At 41.1% G+C, this 18,321-nt stretch carries 11 protein-coding genes; 6 read left to right on the plus strand and 5 right to left on the minus strand.

The features are described from left to right. Positions 1–16: 16 nt before the first annotated feature. From P4S60_RS03220 to gltX, 3 genes are all read left to right on the plus strand, one after another. Positions 17–988 (plus strand): GGDEF domain-containing protein, encoded by a 972-nt coding sequence (locus tag P4S60_RS03220; protein ID WP_337114979.1) that lies wholly within the window; start codon positions 17–19, stop codon positions 986–988. A 68-nt stretch (positions 989–1,056) separates the two neighbouring features. Next, on the plus strand, positions 1,057–1,416 hold the full coding sequence (locus tag P4S60_RS03225) for a glutathione S-transferase N-terminal domain-containing protein (protein WP_054560852.1): 360 nt from the start codon (positions 1,057–1,059) through the stop codon (positions 1,414–1,416). An 80-nt stretch (positions 1,417–1,496) separates the two neighbouring features. After that, positions 1,497–2,981, plus strand: coding sequence for a glutamate--tRNA ligase (gene gltX, locus P4S60_RS03230; protein ID WP_337114980.1), 1,485 nt, complete (start codon positions 1,497–1,499; stop codon positions 2,979–2,981). Positions 2,982–3,083: 102 nt separating this feature from the next. On the opposite strand, the gene P4S60_RS03235 is transcribed toward gltX, so the two are convergent. After that, entirely contained in the window at positions 3,084–3,473 is a 390-nt protein-coding gene (locus tag P4S60_RS03235) for a hypothetical protein (RefSeq protein ID WP_337114981.1), read from the minus strand. Positions 3,474–3,901: 428 nt separating this feature from the next. Here P4S60_RS03235 and P4S60_RS03240 point away from each other — a divergent pair, with 428 nt between their 5' ends. From P4S60_RS03240 to P4S60_RS03250, 3 genes are all read left to right on the plus strand, one after another. Next, on the plus strand, positions 3,902–8,983 hold the full coding sequence (locus P4S60_RS03240; RefSeq protein ID WP_337114982.1) for a S8 family serine peptidase: 5,082 nt from the start codon (positions 3,902–3,904) through the stop codon (positions 8,981–8,983). A gap of 253 nt (positions 8,984–9,236) precedes the next feature. Continuing rightward, positions 9,237–14,558: a S8 family serine peptidase gene (locus P4S60_RS03245; RefSeq protein WP_337114983.1), complete on the plus strand. Its 5,322-nt coding sequence runs from the start codon at positions 9,237–9,239 to the stop codon at positions 14,556–14,558. A 332-nt stretch (positions 14,559–14,890) separates the two neighbouring features. After that, positions 14,891–15,733, plus strand: coding sequence for a MipA/OmpV family protein (locus P4S60_RS03250; protein ID WP_337114984.1), 843 nt, complete (start codon positions 14,891–14,893; stop codon positions 15,731–15,733). Here P4S60_RS03250 and P4S60_RS03255 read toward each other — a convergent pair. The 4 genes from P4S60_RS03255 to P4S60_RS03270 are packed head-to-tail and all read right to left on the minus strand — an operon-like array spanning position 15,717 to position 17,993. Further along, positions 15,717–16,265 (minus strand): sensor histidine kinase, encoded by a 549-nt coding sequence (locus P4S60_RS03255; protein ID WP_337114985.1) that lies wholly within the window; start codon positions 16,263–16,265, stop codon positions 15,717–15,719. The two genes, P4S60_RS03250 and P4S60_RS03255, sit on opposite strands and share 17 nt — an antisense overlap. Further along, complete coding sequence (locus P4S60_RS03260; RefSeq protein ID WP_337114986.1) at positions 16,262–16,906, minus strand: hypothetical protein; 645 nt, start codon at positions 16,904–16,906, stop codon at positions 16,262–16,264. The genes P4S60_RS03255 and P4S60_RS03260 overlap by 4 nt, the downstream gene beginning before the upstream one ends. Then, positions 16,903–17,592 carry a response regulator transcription factor gene (locus P4S60_RS03265; protein WP_063703328.1) on the minus strand — a complete coding sequence of 230 codons (690 nt, stop codon included), beginning with the start codon at positions 17,590–17,592 and terminating at the stop codon, positions 16,903–16,905. The genes P4S60_RS03260 and P4S60_RS03265 overlap by 4 nt, the downstream gene beginning before the upstream one ends. After that, positions 17,592–17,993, minus strand: a complete 402-nt coding sequence (locus P4S60_RS03270) for a DUF3019 domain-containing protein (protein ID WP_337114987.1) — start codon at positions 17,991–17,993, stop codon at positions 17,592–17,594. Before P4S60_RS03270 ends, P4S60_RS03265 begins: the two co-directional genes overlap by 1 nt. Positions 17,994–18,321 lie beyond the last annotated feature (328 nt).

Below are 18,321 nucleotides of genomic sequence, written 5' to 3' on the forward strand. Positions count from 1 at the left end.
TTTTGGGGACTTTTAAATGGCGGCTAACGCTTGCGGACATGACTGGGTTGTAGACATTACCCAACAAGAAGAAGAGCCTGAGCTCGATCAGGCGCTTATTAATGCCGTGAGCGAATTAGATGAATTTTCTCGTTTCGCTATTTACATCAATAAGTTTTTTAAACCTGGCCTGCCTGCCAGGCTGCTAAATAAAGATTCAGTTATCGAAGAGCTCAGTGAACATGAAGTCAATGAGCTCATCGAAAAAGTAAGCCGTAATAAAATTCGCATCAGTCGCAACTACGGCTTTATTTCTACTTATGTGCCTATTTATTACATGGGCAATGTGGTTGGTGTACTGGTTATTGAGTCTGAAAAAGAGCTTTCAGAGCGCTGTAGCATGCTCGCCATCTACATGCTGAACATCTATGCTAATCAACTGTCGTTACTTTATAAGTCGCAACTTGACCCTTTAACTGAGCTGTTAAACAGGCAAACCTTTGATAAAAAGGTGATTGAAATTGCAGCTAGTGCAGCCGTAGAGCTTGATAGCCATGACTCAAAGCAGCGTCATTGGTATTTGGCGATGGTCGATATCGACCATTTTAAAAGCGTAAATGACAACTATGGTCACGTTATTGGCGATGAAGTGATCTTGTTAGTGGCACAGCTATTAAAAAATAACTTTCGCTTTGAAGATTATGTTTTTCGCTACGGCGGCGAAGAATTTGCTGTGTTATTTCAAGCCAGTGACGAGCTCGATGCACGCAATGCCCTTAATCGCTTTCGTGGCTGCGTAGCAGAGTACCCCTTCCCGCAAGTCGGTAACTTAACAGTGAGTAGCGGTTTTATGCCAATCTACGAGTTCGAAATGGTTGCCAGTCTGGTCCAAAAAGCCGATAAAGCCTTATACCATTCTAAAAATATGGGCCGCAATTGCGTGACTGCCTATTCCGAATTAGATATTCAACAAAGCCAACCTCAAGATGATTCAATAGAGCTGTTTTAAGGTGTTGCAGCGCGCTTTGCTGTGTTAAAATTGCCCACTATTTTTTAGAGCCCTATTGAGAAGGTAAGATGAAGTTTGTTCGTTGGTTGTTAGGCCGCATCATTTTGTTTTTTGATTTTGTATTCACACCACGTAGTAAGAAGCGTCCAGCAGCAGAGCAAGCGGCGCTTGATTCAGTGACATCACAATTTAAGCTATATCAATTTAAAGCTTGTCCATTTTGCGTGAAAGTACGTCGTGCAATTAAACGCCAAGGTCTTTCAGTTGAAACTCGTGATGCCAAAGGCAACGAGCAATTTCGCCAAGAGCTTTTAGAGCAGGGCGGAAAAGTAAAAGTGCCTTGTTTACGTATTGAAGAAAACGGCCAAGTAACTTGGTTGTATGAATCAAACGATATCATTGCTTATTTAGATAAAGTCGCTGCTTAAAGCGGCTTTTCACTTCGATTATAGCCCGTGCTGTGCTAGCATTTGGGCAAATTTTTAATTGTCTTTTGAGAGATATAACCATGACAATTCGCACCCGTGTTGCTCCGTCACCGACAGGCGACCCGCACCTAGGTACTGCATACATCGCATTATTTAACTACTGTTTTGCTAAGCAGCAAGGCGGTGAGTTTGTGTTACGTATTGAAGATACAGACCAAGTTCGTAGTACGCCAGAATCAGAGCAAGCTATTATGGATAGCTTGAAGTGGTTAGGCTTAAACTGGGATCACGGTCCAGATGTAGGCGGTGAGTTTGGTCCATACCGTCAGTCTGAGCGTAGCGATTTATATAAGAAATTCGCGCATCAGTTAGTTGAACAGGGTAAAGCTTTTTACTGTTTTGCTACCAGCGAAGAGCTAGACCAAATGCGTGAAGAGCAAATGGCCGAAGGCCTACGACCTAAATACGATGGTCGTGGTTTAAATCTTTCTGAAGATGAAATTAAAGCAAACCTTGAAGCGGGTAAGCCTTACGTAATCCGTATGAAAATCCCAAGCGAAGGCACATTCAAGTTTAACGACTACCTACGTGGCGACATTGAGATCCCATGGGAAAACGTAGACATGCAAGTGTTACTTAAAGCGGATGGTTTCCCAACTTACTTCCTTGCCAACGTTGTTGATGATCACCACATGCAGATTAGCCACATTTTCCGTGGTGAAGAGTGGATCAATTCAGCGCCTAAGTTATTAAAATTATACGAAGATTTTGGTTGGGAAGCGCCAGTACTCGGTCACTTACCGTTACTTCGTAACCCTGATAAGTCAAAATTATCGAAGCGTAAAAACCCAACTTCAATCAACTACTATAAAGAAATGGGTTACCTACCAGAGGCACTATTAAACTATTTAGGCCGTATGGGTTGGTCAATGCCAGACGAGCGTGAAAAGTTCACGTTAGCAGAGATGATTGAACACTTTGATATGAAACGTGTGTCGCTTGGTGGCCCAATTTTCGACATCGATAAGCTTAGTTGGTTGAACGGGATGTGGATCCGTGAAAACTTGTCTGATGCAGAGCTAATGCAACGTTTTGTTGATTGGAAATTTAATACTGAGCTATTCGCTAAAGTATTACCAGAAGCAAAAACGCGTATTAATACGCTTTCTGACATGGTTGACCTAGCGGGTCACTTCGTAGGTGGTATCCCAAGCTATGATCCTGCGCTATTAACAGCAGGTAAAGCGGGTGAAGATGCAACGCGCCAAGCATTACAGTTCTTCATTTGGCAATTAGAAGGGTTACGCAGTTGGGAAAAACCAGCGATTTTTGCTATCGCAAAAGAAGTGGCCACTTTCCATGAATTGAAGATTAAAGACTTTCTTGAGCCAATCTTTGTGGCGATCACCGGTAAGACATCTTCAACATCAGTACTTGATGCGATGGAGATTTTAGGCTCTGACTTATCACGTGCTCGTTTACGTGTAGCATTAGCGCATATTGGTGTGTCTAAAAAGCAAGCTAAAAACATTGAGCGTGCATACCGCGATTATCCACAAGCATAATCGTGATGTAACTTCCAAAAACCGAGCGCTATGCTCGGTTTTTTGTTTATAGCTGTAGCTGTTAAAAGTGCCAGCTCGGTAATAAATAAAGCGAAGTTGGCCTCAATAACTATACGCCTTACCTTTACATACAGTGGCAACATCGCAGTTTTGATAGTCACTGGTAAAGTCTTTACAGCTTTCTACCCAGTAGCCATTACCGCCTCTATTTATCACTTCAAGTTTTAGCTGCTCAATAGCGATACTATTTACCTCAGTGGGGTTGTAGCCACCAGATTGCACTGAGCGTTCACCAAGACAACTAAGCCCTTCAACCTCACCTAAATAATAGGCGCCGCTTTCAATAGCCTGTTGTTCGCTTATAAATTCTTGTAATCGCTGTTTTTCAAATTCATAGGTAAAAAAATTATAGGGGCTGTTTAGTCTTATACCTATGTTGCCGCAGGCTGACAAAGTTGCAAAGGTGATGAGTAAAATTAGTAGTCTAGTCATGTTTTTCACCTCAATTTAGTTTTCTTATTTTATCGCTAAAAGTACCTATGTGTTGTAAAAAATTGTTGGCTAAAACTGCATAAATGCATTTAATCAGGCATTTTAATATGACTAAAATGCGCTTGAAAATGTAACTGAATGTGCATGTTTGTTAACTTTGTCGATTAATTAGCTCTTAAATAAAACGATAAAAAGTTCACATTCTAATAGCGGCTGACAAATTTAGATTAGCGTTATGGCTTGTTTTATAAGCTTAAAATGGAGTTTGTTGTTATTTTGGTAATTTAACTGTTAACCCTAAGTACAAAATGCTACACGCATGTAGCTTTCTTTCAACCCCCTTTGTGATTGAATTGTCTATACAAGTGGTGAAATGGATATTCACAAATCTTGAATAACTATACTTACCAACTATCCAGGGGATACTTATGCAAGTTAAGACCTTATCGATTGCTGTTGCAGCAGCAATTTATAGTGCCAGTGCAGCCCATGCTGTCGGCGTAGACCAACCATTTAAACAAGCTAATGTTTTAAAGCCAGCTAGTTTCACAACTGAAGAAATCGTCAAGTTAACAGAAGAGTTCCATACTGCTGACTCGCAAAATATGCTGCAAAACGACGGCTTAAACGTGCAAGTTAATAGCCAAAAGAACAAATTTAAAGAAGAAGGCCTTGATGGCGAGCATGTTTATATTGTGACACTTCGTGAAAATTCAGTTGCACTAGAAGCACGTAATTTTGAGTCACCACTAGCCCGTACCATGAAAGCACAAGGTGTAAGTAAAGTATTTGAAAAAGGCCAACCGGCAATTGCTGCGGTGACTGAGTATCAAAATAAATTACTTAACAAGCAACAAACAGTAATGAGCTCTGTAACAGCCGTAACAGGCCGTACTGAAATGCGTCGTCAATTCACAAAAGCATTAAACGGCTTCTCAGTGAAAATGACCGAGCAAGAAGCTCGCCGTGTTGCAGAGCTAGGTACTGTTGAAACAGTAATGCGCTCTAAAAATTACGACTTATTATCTGATGAAGGTCCAAAGCATATTGGTGCTGATCAAATTTGGAATGGTAGTAGTGTACCAAGTGGTATTAAGGGTAAAGGCGAAGGTCAAATTGTTGGTATTATTGATACCGGCATTAACACTGATCACCCATCCTTTGCAGCCGTTGGCGGTGATGGCTATGAGCACCAAAATCCGTTTGGCGACGGTGTTTACGTTGGTGACTGTGTTGAAGAACCTGAGGAAATTCAATGTAATAACAAACTAATTGGTGTACGTTCTTATGACGTGATCACTGATGTTTATGATGCCATGATCCCAGGCTGGCCAGCCATTGGTGAAGATTACGGCGGTCACGGTTCTCACGTTGCTTCAACAGCAGCGGGTAACGTAGTTAAAAACGTACCTTACATGGTAATGGGATTAGGTGAGCAATCTGACGGTGTTGTCATCAAAGAAGATGTTTTCCCAGAAATCTCAGGCGTTGCACCGCACGCAAACATCATCTCTTATCAAGTGTGTTACCCAGACAGTGCTGACTATGCGGGTTGTCCGGGTGAGGCATTGGTTGCAGGTATCGAAGATGCGATTTCTGATGGTGTTGATGTAATCAATTTCTCTATCGGTGGTTCTGATTCAAATGTGTGGGCTGATGCTGTACAACTTGCCTTCTTAGCAGCGCGAGAAGCGGGTATCAACGTTGCGGCAGCCGCAGGTAACAGTGGTCAAGCATGTGGCTCAGCTGAATGTTTTGGCTACCTTGATAACTCATCGCCGTGGCTTGCTCAGGTAGCTGCTACAACCCATGGTCGTTCTGTTGTCGTTGAAACGGCTGTAGAATTCGCAGGTTTTGCTGATGAAACGCTTGGTTCAGAAGTACCTAGCTGGTCAGAGACTGGCTTAATTGGTGGTGCGGTCAATAGCGAAGAAATTACCGGTGTGGTTGTTTGGGCTAAAGACTATGAAGATGTAAATGGCTACAAAGATAACAATGGCTATTGTACTGCAGAGTACCCAGAAAATACCTTTAACTTTTACAAAGACGGCACTGAAATCGCAGGTGCAGCGGATGGTAGCACCAATGTTATTGTAATCTGTCAACGCCATGAACCAAGCGATCCTAATGCAAATGCACGTACTGCAAAAGTAGATAACGTAAAAGCAGGCGGTGCAGATGGTTACATCATGTTTAACCGCGATAGAGATCAGGCTACTGTGACAGAAGGTTACTCATTACCGGGTGTGCACTTTACGTATGATCAATGGAATGGTGTTTACCCAGAAGATGGTTTAGAAGACTGGGTTGATAGTTCTTCAGAAAAAGGCCACATGATCACAATCAAAGAGACCTTGATTGAGCGACAAGTAAATGAAGACGATGCTGACTGGTTAGCAACATTTTCATCACGTGGACCGTCTTACTCTAATGTTGAAATTCTTGCGCCAACTTTAGCTGCTCCAGGTGTAGATATTTTAGCTGCTTACTCAGATGAGCACCCGTTCACAACGCCTCATGGCCAAGATTATAACGCAATTAGCGGTACTTCTATGGCTTCACCGCATGTTGCAGGTGCCATGGCGTTACTACGCCAAATTCACCCTGATTGGTCTGCAACTGAGGTGCAGTCAGCATTAACCATGACAGCAGAAAACGTCGTTAAATACCATCGTTTAAATGATAAAACTGACGTCGTTGATACTGCTGAAATCTACCGTGCTGGTGCGGGTCGTATTAATGTTGCTAAAGCTGCTAAAGTCGGCTTTGTAATGGACGAAACAGCAGAGAACTTCTTAGCAGCAGATCCATTCAATGGTGGTACTCCACATCAATTGAACTTACCTAACCTAGTTGATTTTAGTTGTGCGCCTGAGTGTCAGTGGGTTCGTACTATCACAGCAACTGAAGACGGTACGTGGACAGTTGAGCATGGCGATGTGGTGAACTGGTCATTTGATACAAATAATCAAGCAGTTCAAAATGGTGTAAACATTGAAGTTTATCCAAAAACATTTACGTTGAAGAAAGGTGAGACACAGACCATCGTTGTGAAAGCATCAATCATGGATACCCAAGATTGGTTTAGTAACTCTGAAGTTGAGCTACACTCACACTTACATTTTAAAGCGGCGGAAGAAGGCATTTCTGATGCGCATTGGCCGATGGCGTTTAAGCATGATCGTGGTGACTTACCAGCGCGCCTAGATAAAGTAGTTCACACTGACCAAGGCTCATTTACCGCACCTAACATTAAACTACCAACGATTGAAGCACCGGTTGCACGCGCTTATGAGCCTGTGAAAGCGGATATTGAAACATTCGTGTTACCTAAAGATAATGATAAGACCTACCCATGGTATCTTAATCGTGTTGAAGGTGCTGAAGAAGCTTCGCAAGTTATTGATGAAGCGACCTTCACAAAGTTCATTACGGTCCCTGCAGACAGTAAGCGCTTAACATTCGAAATTTTGGGTTCTGAATCAGAACTTGCCGGTTTGGGTGATAAAGGCAATGCCCTTATTTATGTAGGTAAGGATTATAATGGCGATGGACAAATTCAAGTTCAAGATGAAATATTATGTGTATCAAATCATAAAATTTTCAATAACTTCTGTAATATTAACAACCCTGAAGAAGGTGAGTATTGGGCTGTAGTTTATAACCCTTTCAATTCAAAGTATCCGGATGGTGAGATTGCTGAATCATTCACTCTTGCGTCGGCTGTAGTCAATAACCAAGTGTCAGATAAGTTGACAGCATCGTTACCGAAAAGCGATGGTATTGATACTGTGGATATGAGCATTAACTGGGAAATGGAAATGGAGGTTGATAGCGTCTATTACTCATTGGTAGATGTTGGCAGTTCGACTACAAATATGGGCGATTTAGGCTCAATTCCACTGAAGTTAACGCGTGGTAAAGATGCTATTCATGTAGACTCACCTAAAGCAAAAGTGAAAGCAGGTGATTATATTCCAGTTACATTCGAAGTGCTTGCAAACAATTCGGGTGTTGATAGCGACTATAATTTTGAGCTTGAAATTCCTAGCGGCTTAGCGCTTCATAAAGACAATGTACTTATCTCTAGTACTTCGCACGTTAATGTTGAAGTCACTGATGGTAAGTTGATTCTAAGCGGTACACAACAAGATACAAGCAACCTAACACCTGATTACATTGTGACAAACAGCATTAGCGATGAAATGTGTCGTACTCCTGACTTTGGTAATTCAAACCCGGGTGGTTATGTCGACTTAAGTCAATTTAGTATGCCTCCTGTTTTATCAGGCTTTGATAGTTCAGGTATGCCTAACTATGGTCGCGGTTGGATTATTCCAGTATCACAAATTTGGGGAAGCCAATGGAATCATGTAAGTTTGTATAATAACTATGATGTTGTTAATTGGTACAATAACTTTGTACAAGTAAAAGGTATTGGTACGATTGATAATTTAGGGTCTCGTTATTTAGTTCCTACACATAGCCAGTTCCCTTATGAGTCACATCCATATGAAAATATAGCGCCTTTATGGCGTGGGCAAACTTTTGATAATAAAGATATTCAATCAATGGGGTTAAGTTCATCTGAAGGTATTACGGTAGCCGGTACATCATCTGGCTGGGCGATTATCGAATTTGACAATGCAGGAGATTACGGTGATTTTGTGTATGATCGAGCGACTCGTTCTTATACATCGGTTCGTCGCGATAACACCTTTGATTTTCAAACTATTTTCAATGCTAAAACTCGTTTTGGTAAAGGTGAGCATGAAATTTACTTTGCCTATGATAATGTCGATTTTGGCTCAACAGATGGCCGAGGAAGTATCGGTATAAATGGTTATAAAGGCTTTATCAACGAATATGGCCCGCTAGGTGAATATTTGGGTGTCGATGTTGCATTTAACAACCTAGATGAAGTGATTCAAGACAACTTAGTTGTTTGTATGGATTATGTTGGCCCTGAATCTTCACAGTTTGAAGTTACTGCGTGGATGGAAGTTTTACCAAGCGGTGCAGGGCAAACAATGGAGTTTGAAGCACGTACGCAAATGTCGGGAACAGCTGACAAAGTTGTGACAAATACCATTGAAGTTGCAGGTAACATCACTGTTGTAGCAATTGATGATATGGTAACTGAAGAGCAGACACCAATCAGTTTTGAAGTACATCACATCGACGAAACAAACTCTAAAAATGAAATCTCAATTATTGCTGAAAATGCAAGCTACGTTGTAGAAGGCGATACTGTGACGATTACACCAGATCAGTACTTCTATGGTGACATTGAGGTAACTGTGGTGGTATCAGATATCGAAAATCCATCTGATAAAGCGCAAACATCGTTTGTGTTAACGGTGAACTCAGATGGCGTTGAGAAACCAACAGAAGTAACGCCTGAACCAGAGGATGACTCTAAAAAAGGTTCAAGTGGTTCACTTGCATGGTTCACTGTACTACTTGCTGGTTTTGCTGGAGTAAGACGTCGTAAGCTAAAACGCGACTAATCTTTGCAAAAATGAGTGATTTAACAAAAGGGCCTTCTGGCCCTTTTTTCGTTTATTATTATTACCTTACATTGGTATGGGAGTATGTTTTTACAGCTGTAAGGTAATTTTAATGTTAACGGTATGTACAAAACGCTACACAAATGTACACCTAAATTTAATTGTCCCTGTGGTTATATTGTAATCGCAAGCAGTGAAATGGATGTTCACAAGCTTGAATAATTATTCTAATTAACTATCCAGGGGATACTTTATGCAAGTGAAAACACTCTCGATTGCTGTTGCCGCAGCTCTCTACAGTGCTAGTGCTGCTCACGCAGTGGGTGTTGATAACAATCAAGTTAAACACCAATTAAAAGCACCAAACATCACATTTGAAGAAGTAAAAGCATTTAGCAAAGAGATTAACCAAGGTGACTCTAGCAACATGCTGCAAAACGATGGTTTGAATGTTCAGCTAAATAGCAAAGCAAATAAATTTGCTGAAGAAGGCATTGATGGTGAGCATATTTATATTATCCGTTTACGTGATAACTCAGTCGCTCTTGAAGCACGCGATTTAACTTCGCCATTATCACAATCACTTCAAGCACAAGGCGTTTCAAAAGTATTTGAAAAAGGTCAAGCGGCGGTCTCTGCTGTAACTGATTATCAAAATAAATTACTTTCAAAACAACGTACTGTAATGCAAAACGTGACTGCGGTGACAGGTCGCACAGAGATGCGTCGTCAATTCACTAAAGCATTAAATGGTTTCTCTGTAAAAATGACAGAGCAAGAAGCAATGCGAGTTGCTGAACTAGGCTCAGTTGTTTCTGTGATGCGTTCGAAAAACTATGATCTTCTTTCTGATGAAGGCCCTAAGCATATCGGCGCTGATCAAATTTGGGATGGCTCAAGCGTTCCTAGTGGTATCAAGGGGAAAGGTGAAGGGCAAATCGTTGGTATCATCGATACAGGTATTAACTCAGATCACCCTTCATTTGCAGCTGTAGGTGGTGATGGTTACGAACATGAAAACCCATTTGGTCCAGGTGTTTATGTAGGTGACTGTGTTGAAGAGCCAGAAGAAATCCAATGTAATAATAAATTAATCGGTGTGCGTTCTTATGATGTGATCACGGATGCATTTGATGCCATGATCCCAGGCTGGCCTGCAATTGGTGAAGATTACCAAGGCCACGGCTCACACGTAGCTTCAACAGCAGCTGGTAACGTGGTTAAAAATGTACCGTTTATGCTTCCTAGTTATGGTGAAAACACTGATGGTAATATCTTAAAAGAAGATCTTTTCCCTGAAATCTCGGGTGTTGCGCCTCACGCAAATATTATTGCTTATCAAGTATGCTACCCATCAAGTGATGAATATGCAGGCTGTCCAGGCGAAGCACTAGTTGCAGGTATTGAAGATGCTATTTCTGATGGTGTTGATGTAATCAACTTCTCAATTGGTGGTGCCGATTCAAATGTATGGGCCGATCCGGTACAACTTGCTTTCTTAGCAGCACGCGAAGCGGGTATCAACGTTGCAGCGGCTGCGGGTAACAGTGGTCAATCATGTGGTTCAGCTGAATGTTTTGGTTATTTAGATAACTCGTCACCTTGGCTTGCACAAGTTGCAGCAACAACGCATGGTCGCACTGTCGCTGTTGAAACTGCCGTCGAATTTGCTGGCTTTGCAGACGATACACTGGGTTCAGAAGTTCCTAGCTGGTCAGAAACAGGACTTGTTGGTGGTTCAATTAATAGCGAAGAAATTACCGGTGTTGTTGTTTGGGCTAAAGACTATGCAGACGTAGATGGCTTTAAAGATTACAACGGTTACTGTACAGCTGATTACCCAGAAAATACCTTTAATTTCTACAAAGATGGTACTGAGATCGCAGGTGCGGCTGATGGTAGCACTAATGTGATTGTTATCTGTCAACGCCACGATCCAAACGACTCAGCAGCCAATGCCCGTACTGCAAAAGTTGATCATGTAAAAGCCGGTGGTGCAGATGGCTTCATCATGTTTAACCGTGATCGTGACCAAGGTACTGTACCTGAAGGTTACTCATTACCAGGTGTGCACTTTACTTATGATCAATGGAATGGTGTTTATCCAGAAGATGGTTTAGAGGATTGGGTAGATAGCTACTCAGAACTTGGTCACATGATCACTATTAAGCCAACGGTGATTGAGCGTCGTGTTGATGCAGAAGATGCGGATTGGTTAGCAACCTTCTCATCACGTGGTCCATCATATTCAAACATCGAAATTTTGGCTCCAACGCTTGCAGCACCAGGTGTTGATATTTACGCGGCATACTCTGATGAGCATCCGTTTGTAACTCCACATGGTCAAGACTATGCAGCGATCAGCGGCACGTCGATGGCATCACCACATGTTGCCGGTTCAATGGCGTTACTACGTCAAATTCACCCAGAGTGGACGGCGGCTGAAATTCAATCTGCATTATCAATGACCGCTGAAAACGTTGTTAAATATCACCGTTTAAATAGCGAAAGTGATGTTGTAGCAGATGCGAAAATCTACCGTTCAGGTGCAGGTCGCATCAATGTTGCATTGGCTGCTAAAGCGGGCTTTGTAATGGATGAAAGCGCGGATAACTTCTTAGCTGCTGATCCATATAATGGTGGTACGCCACATAAATTAAACTTACCAAACCTAGTTAACTTCTCATGTGCACCTGAGTGTCAGTGGGTTCGTACCATTAAAGCGACAGAAGATGGTACCTGGACGGTAAGCCACGAAGATGTAGAAAACTGGGCGTTTGACGTAAATACGCAGGGTAAGCAAAATGGCGTAAACATTGATATCTTCCCGAAAACCTTCACGCTGAAAAAAGGTGAAACACAAACAATCATAGTTAAAGCATCAATCATGGATACCCAAGATTGGTTTAGTAACTCTGAAGTTGAGCTTCATACAAACCTTGTTTTCCAAGCTGAAGAAGCGGACATTCCAGATGCACATTGGCCTGTCGCGTTTAAATATGACCGTGGTAACTTACCATCATCATTAGAGACGACAGCTCACTCAAACGTAGGTACTTATGTTGCTAAAGGTATCGTCTTACCAAGTGTTGAAGCACCTGTAGCACGTGCATATCAGCCTATAAAAGCTGACATCACCACGGTGACTTTACCAAAAGATGATGACCGAACTTTCCCTTGGGCTATGAATCGCACAGACGAAGTGGATGCGGCAGATATTCTAGATGAAGCAACCTTTGCTAAATTTGTAACGGTACCTGCAAATTCAAAACGCTTAATTGCAGAAGCAGTGAGTGTTGAGTCTGAACTTGAAGGCACTTTAAATGTAGGTAATCCTATCATCTATGTAGGTAAAGACTACAACGGTGATGGTATTGTACAGCCACAAGACGAAATCTTGTGTGTATCTAACCATAAGATTTATAAAAACTTCTGTAATATCAATAATCCAGAAGAAGGCGAGTATTGGGTTGTTGTTTATAACACCAATAAATCATCAGTAGATGCAGTTGAAGAAACCTTTGAAATTGCGACCGCGGTTGTATCAGACCAAGTTGCATCAGGTATGACTGCAAGTTTGCCGGGTAGTGATGGCCAAAATACCGTTGAAATGACAGTAAACTGGGACATGGATCTTGATGCTGACAGCGTGTACTACTCACTATTAGATGTAGGTACTTCGGCTGTGAACTATGGCAACCTAGGGTCTATTCCATTTAAGCTAAACCGCGGTAACGATGTTGCTCACCTTGATGCGCCATATACAGGTGCAAAAGTAGGCGATATGATTCCTTACACGTTTGAAGTGTTAGCGAATAACTCAGGTGCTGATCGTGAGTTCTCATTAGAACTTGCTATCCCTGCTGGTCTTGATATCAAAGCTGAAAACGTTGCTGTTTCAACAGCATCAGAAATCAATGTTGAAATAGCAGACGGTAAAGTGATTGTAACAGGTACGCAAGCAGATACCCGCGATGTTGAGCCTGATTATATCGTGACAGATAACATTACCGATGAAATGTGTCGTACGCCTGATTTTGGTAACTCAAACCCGGGTGGCTATGTTGATTTATCAGAGTTTGGTATTACGCCAATTCTATCTGGTTTCGATGAAAACAATCTTTACAACTCACGTAGTGGTTATTCGTTACCAATCGCAAGTTTATACAACGGTGCTTATGACACATTTAGCCTGTATAACAATGCTGAAAATACCAATATCCAAAACTCGATAATCCAAATTCGTGGTATGGGTACAGTGAATACCAATGGTAGCCGTTACTTCTACCCTGTACATAATCCGTTCCCTTATAACTCATTCCCATATGAGAACATGGGTCCATTATGGCGTGGTTGGGAGTTCACTGATAATGGCTTATTACGCTCAGTAATGTCAGTTGGTTTATCGTCTAGCGAAGGTATTTCACTTGCAAGTACCACTACCGGTTGGGGTATTGTTGAGTGGGATAACGCATCAGACTACGATGATCCAGTGTATGACCGCACAACAGGTAAATACACTTACACTAAACGTGATAACTCATTTGATTTCCAAGTGTTATTTAATGCAAATACACGCTTTGGTAAAGGTGAGCATGAAATTTACTATGCATACGATAACCTAGATTATGGGTCGACACGTCCTGCAGGTAGTATCGGTTTACAAGGTTTCCGTGGTGCCCAGTATGAGTATGGTCCACTTGAAAACTACCGTGGTATTCAAATCGCTTATAACAACCTAGATGAAGTGATCAGCGATGGTTACGTGGTGTGTATGGACTATGTAGGTCCAGAGTCATCACAATTTGAAGTGACTGCTTGGGCCGAAGTTACGCCGTCTGCAGCAGGTCAAACACTTGAAGTTGCAGCTAAAGCAGCAATCTCAGGTCTTAACGACATGACTTCAACAGCAACACTAGCCATTCCAGGCAACATCACTGTGGTAGCGCTTGATGACATGGTAACAACAGAAGAAACACCGATTAGCTTTGAAGTTCATCATATTGATGAGAAAAACTCGAAGAATGAAATCTCGGTAATTTCTGATGATGTAACCTATGAAGTTGATGGCGATACAGTCACGATTACACCAAATGAGAACTTCTCTGGTGAGACAGAAGTAACTGTGATGGTATCTGATATTGAATACCCTTCAGATGCTGCAAGCACGACCTTTATGTTAACGGTTGAAGCAGTTAACGACGCACCGGTAGTGGTTGTTGAAGCAAGTGCTCAGCAAGTTACAGAAGGCAGCATGATTACCCTAGATGCATCAGCATCACATGATTTAGATAACGATGAGTTAACTTTCTCATGGGAAGGCCCAGGTACAATCGCAAGCCCAACATCAGCAATCACTGAAGTATCAGGCTTAACGGCTGGTGAGCATCAGTTTACTGTAACGGTTAGTGATGGTGTAGAAGCCATGGAGCTAGGTGTAGCTGTAACGGTAACGGCACAAGAAACAACCGTGGTTCCTGAAGAAAAAGCGAAATCATCAAGTGGTTCACTTGCATGGTTAACTGTTCTATTAGCTGGTTTTGCAGGTGTTCGTCGCCGCGTAAAACGAGGCTAAGTACTCCCTAAGTATGTTATGTGACAAAGGGCCTTCGGGCCCTTTTTTTGGTCTAGCAAAAATAAGTCGTACATTTTAATAACCAAAAAGAATAACTAACAACTGAAAACCTATGTAGCAAAATGTACAAGCTATTTTATATTTTTTTCAGTGTGTTAGTTTGAATGTGGGGCGTAAATCAGCTGTCTACGCCGTTTTGTTGGTCAAAAAAATTATACAATAAAGCGCGCAAACGATATGATCGTTCCCGATTGGGTAAAGACTAAATAGTTTTTAGTAGTATAGAGTTGTCATAATAATTCTTAATTATGACATAAAGGTGAATTGCGTTAATGAAGAAATTGTTTGGCTTAGTGTGTTGTTTATCTGCATCAACTGCGTTTGCGCAGGCTGATGTTAAACAGCAACAATTAATTAAAAAGTCGACAATCCATGCCTGCATCACAGTGGGTTACGGGGGCATTGAGAACCCGGTACTTGATGCCGATGACGTCACTTCGCCAATCCTGCCAAGCTTTGCTTATTATGGTGATAACTGGTATTTCGATGACTTTTCTTTAGGCTACAGCCTCTATGAAACAGAGAACTTCTACGTTGATTTACTGGGGCGCTTTAATGATGATGGCTTTTTCTTTGAGCTGGATGGGGTAGATAAACTCTATGCCACTGGTGTTGTTCGTTCGAGCTCTGGGCGACCGACATTACCTACCGCATCACCGATTAACCTAACGCCTATAGAACGTGACCTTTCTTATATGGCAGGGTTATCATCAGCAGTAAACGTCTACGATGGTATTTGGTTAAGCGCGGCGTATGTTCATGATGTAACCAATGTTCACAATGGTTATGAAATCTTGTTCAACGGCTATCAAGTATTTGAACTGTTTTCTGGTAATGCTGGCATTGAAGCGGGTATTAATTATAAAAATGAAGAGCTGATCGACTACTACTACACAGTAGCTCCATCAGAAAGCAAAACTCGTTTACTAAGCTACAACTTAGAAAGTGCCACCAACTACTACTTAAAAGTAAGTTACGAATATCCGATCAGCGATAGTTTCAGCCTTGATTTCAAACTCAAACATACATGGCTTGATAGCAACTTAGCTAACTCACACATGATCAATAAAAACGGTTACTTCTCAGGTTTTACAGGTATTACTTACCACTTTTAGGCCAACGAATGGTGATCTCTGCACCACCTGTTTGTGAGCTGTTAGCTAAGCTAATTTTACCGCCATGCCAGCTGGCAATACGATGCACAATATAAAGTCCTAATCCATAGCCACTTGCAAGCTTATCTCCTTCACCTTGTTTAAAAGGCTCAATGAGCGCATCCGCATTAATTGGTAAGCCCGGTCCGTCATCAGTAATGCTAATAAAGTAATAACCTGCTTGTTCTGCACTTCTTATATAAATAGTATTTTTTGCGTATTTTGTGGCGTTGATCAGTAAGTTTTGTACTGCAATAGCCATAAAGCTTGCTTCGCAATAAGCTGTGTCTACCTCAAGCGCTGGAATGAATTTAAGTTCTTTATATAAATCAAATTTAGCAATTTCTATGTTGATCAGTTTAGCTAAGTTAACTTTCTCCTGATTAAACACACTTTGCTGGTGCTCTAAGCGAGCGAACGATAAGTACTGCTCTAGTCGTAATTCAATCTCATCAATATCGCGCTCAATTTGGCTACTTTCTTGTGATTTCAAATCGGCAATCGACAAAGCAAATCGCATACGGGTAAGGGGGTGCGTATTTCATGAGAAATAATACGCGATAAGTCGTTATGTAGCTGAACAAACTTATTGATGCGCTCAGACATATGGGTGAAGGTGCTGGCCAATGGCGCAATAGACGAATTGGGTTTTATATCAAGCTCTATGCGTTGCGGTTTTTTACTAAAGCGATGGGCTGCGCGTTGTAATAAGCTTAAATCACGAAATACCGGGCGAATGAATAATAAGATCATCGCACCAAGTAAAAAGTAAAAGGCAAAAAATGCAAACCAGTCAGTCTTTGCTTGCGAAATCAAAGAAATAGAGCCAACTTTTTGGATGCTGCCATTACCTCCTTTTAAGTATATAAACTGCTGATTGTTTTCGGTGACGGTGATAATACCATCTTTATCGAAACTGGCTTGTAATGAATTAGGTAATACAAGCTCATTTTGATTAAAGGAGCTGATCCTCATTTCTTTTTGTTCTGCAATTTTCGCAAGCTCTGCGACACTAATTTGCACGCTGGGGATCTGCTCAGAAAAAAACTGATTATAAAGCTGGCCAAAAGCTAAAACTAAAGCAATTAAGCTTACTGTGATAATTAAATACAGCTTAAAAAATTGCTGCTTCATATTTTTGAAATATCCAAGCTGTATCCTTTACCTCGTACAGACTTGATATCTAACGCTTCTTTTTGATCGCTAATGGTTTCTTTGAGCTTTTTGCGTAAACGGCTAATTTTTAAGTCAATTGCTCGGTCAAGTCCGTCATACTCACGGCCAATAACATGCTTGAATAATACTTCGCGAGAAACCGGTTGTGGGGTATTTTTAGCAAGGTAAGCAATGATTTCAAATTCACTTTCGTTGAGATTCAACGCTGTATTGTGAAAGTAGATATCGCGTTTTTTAGTATCGATACGCAAAATATCAATTTGGTGTGAAAAGTTATCTTGGCCAACGGTGTGGGCAATAATCGTTTTTATCTTGGCGAGTAACAATTCAGGCTTAATGGGTTTTACAAGGTAGTCGTAAGCACCTAGGTTTAATCCTTTAATTTGTGATTGCACAGAATCCAGCGCCGTTAGAAAAATGACAGGGCAACTGTATTTTTCTTTCAATTGAGAAATTAACTCAAAACCATTGCCATCCGGTAGCATCACATCACAGATAATAAGTGAAGGCATGAAGGTGATTTCACTGCTACGATACGCCTCGGCAGTATTAAATACATCTATGGTATAGCCATGCTTTAACAAAAACGTTTGAATTAAGCTTGCTAATTTCACATCATCTTCAATTAAAAAAATATGCTGCATTATAAACTCCAGCCAAAGCGCCGCTTTATACGGTAATCTTTAGCTTCATAGCTTGCTATTGACAGTAGTTGTTGCTTAACAACTTGATTGTTCAATGGATTAATTAATTTGACCGTCAGCGGATGCTCAGTCTTAATCGTTAATTTCTCGACAATTAAACCACCTTGTTTGTAACACTGCGTATAGTGTGGACGCTGAGTTATCTCTAAACAAAGCTCTTTAAAGGGAGCAACACGAAAATGAATCTGTATATTAAATTCACAGGCTTTTTGTTTCGTGTCTGTCACACACACCGTGGGAGAGACTTTAAAAAAAGGTTGCTCGGGATTGTCATCGCTTAAGCAAAGCGACGAAAAACAAAGACAAAAAAACAGTAATAGCCAACTTAATCGGTTTATCATTTAACCAAGTCTCTGTTTTTTAATAGTCTTTTTTTCAAAGTAACAATAACCATCGAAAGTTGATGTAACCCGCCCAACTCACTTTGAGTACTCATTTGTATGCCGCTTATTATAATTATTATTTATGCAGCCTATGAGTGGCGATTACACGATAAAAAAGCGGGTCTATCATACCTTATTTATCGTTATAGCTACAAATAGGTGCTATGCAAAGCCAGTATTTTCAGCCTATTGGCGTATTTTCTTATTGCTCTAAAGTTAGCTTGTTGTTTTAAAAAGAAAACTGAATTTATATTTAGTTTTAGCTAATAGTTTTTCACTATCTTTT

Origin of the sequence: Pseudoalteromonas sp. Hal040 (genome assembly GCF_037162425.1) — a bacterium.
Taxonomy (GTDB): domain Bacteria; phylum Pseudomonadota; class Gammaproteobacteria; order Enterobacterales; family Alteromonadaceae; genus Pseudoalteromonas; species Pseudoalteromonas gelatinilytica.

Coding starts and splice junctions, on each gene's coding strand:
- gltX (WP_337114980.1), top strand. CDS start 1,497: ATGACAATTCGCACCCGTGTTGCTCCGTCACCGACAGGCGACCCGCAC.
- P4S60_RS03260 (WP_337114986.1), bottom strand. CDS start 16,906: ATGAAGCAGCAATTTTTTAAGCTGTATTTAATTATCACAGTAAGCTTA.
- P4S60_RS03225 (WP_054560852.1), top strand. CDS start 1,057: ATGAAGTTTGTTCGTTGGTTGTTAGGCCGCATCATTTTGTTTTTTGAT.
- P4S60_RS03220 (WP_337114979.1), top strand. CDS start 17: ATGGCGGCTAACGCTTGCGGACATGACTGGGTTGTAGACATTACCCAA.
- P4S60_RS03265 (WP_063703328.1), bottom strand. CDS start 17,592: ATGCAGCATATTTTTTTAATTGAAGATGATGTGAAATTAGCAAGCTTA.
- P4S60_RS03240 (WP_337114982.1), top strand. CDS start 3,902: ATGCAAGTTAAGACCTTATCGATTGCTGTTGCAGCAGCAATTTATAGT.
- P4S60_RS03245 (WP_337114983.1), top strand. CDS start 9,237: ATGCAAGTGAAAACACTCTCGATTGCTGTTGCCGCAGCTCTCTACAGT.
- P4S60_RS03235 (WP_337114981.1), bottom strand. CDS start 3,473: ATGACTAGACTACTAATTTTACTCATCACCTTTGCAACTTTGTCAGCC.
- P4S60_RS03250 (WP_337114984.1), top strand. CDS start 14,891: ATGAAGAAATTGTTTGGCTTAGTGTGTTGTTTATCTGCATCAACTGCG.
- P4S60_RS03270 (WP_337114987.1), bottom strand. CDS start 17,993: ATGATAAACCGATTAAGTTGGCTATTACTGTTTTTTTGTCTTTGTTTT.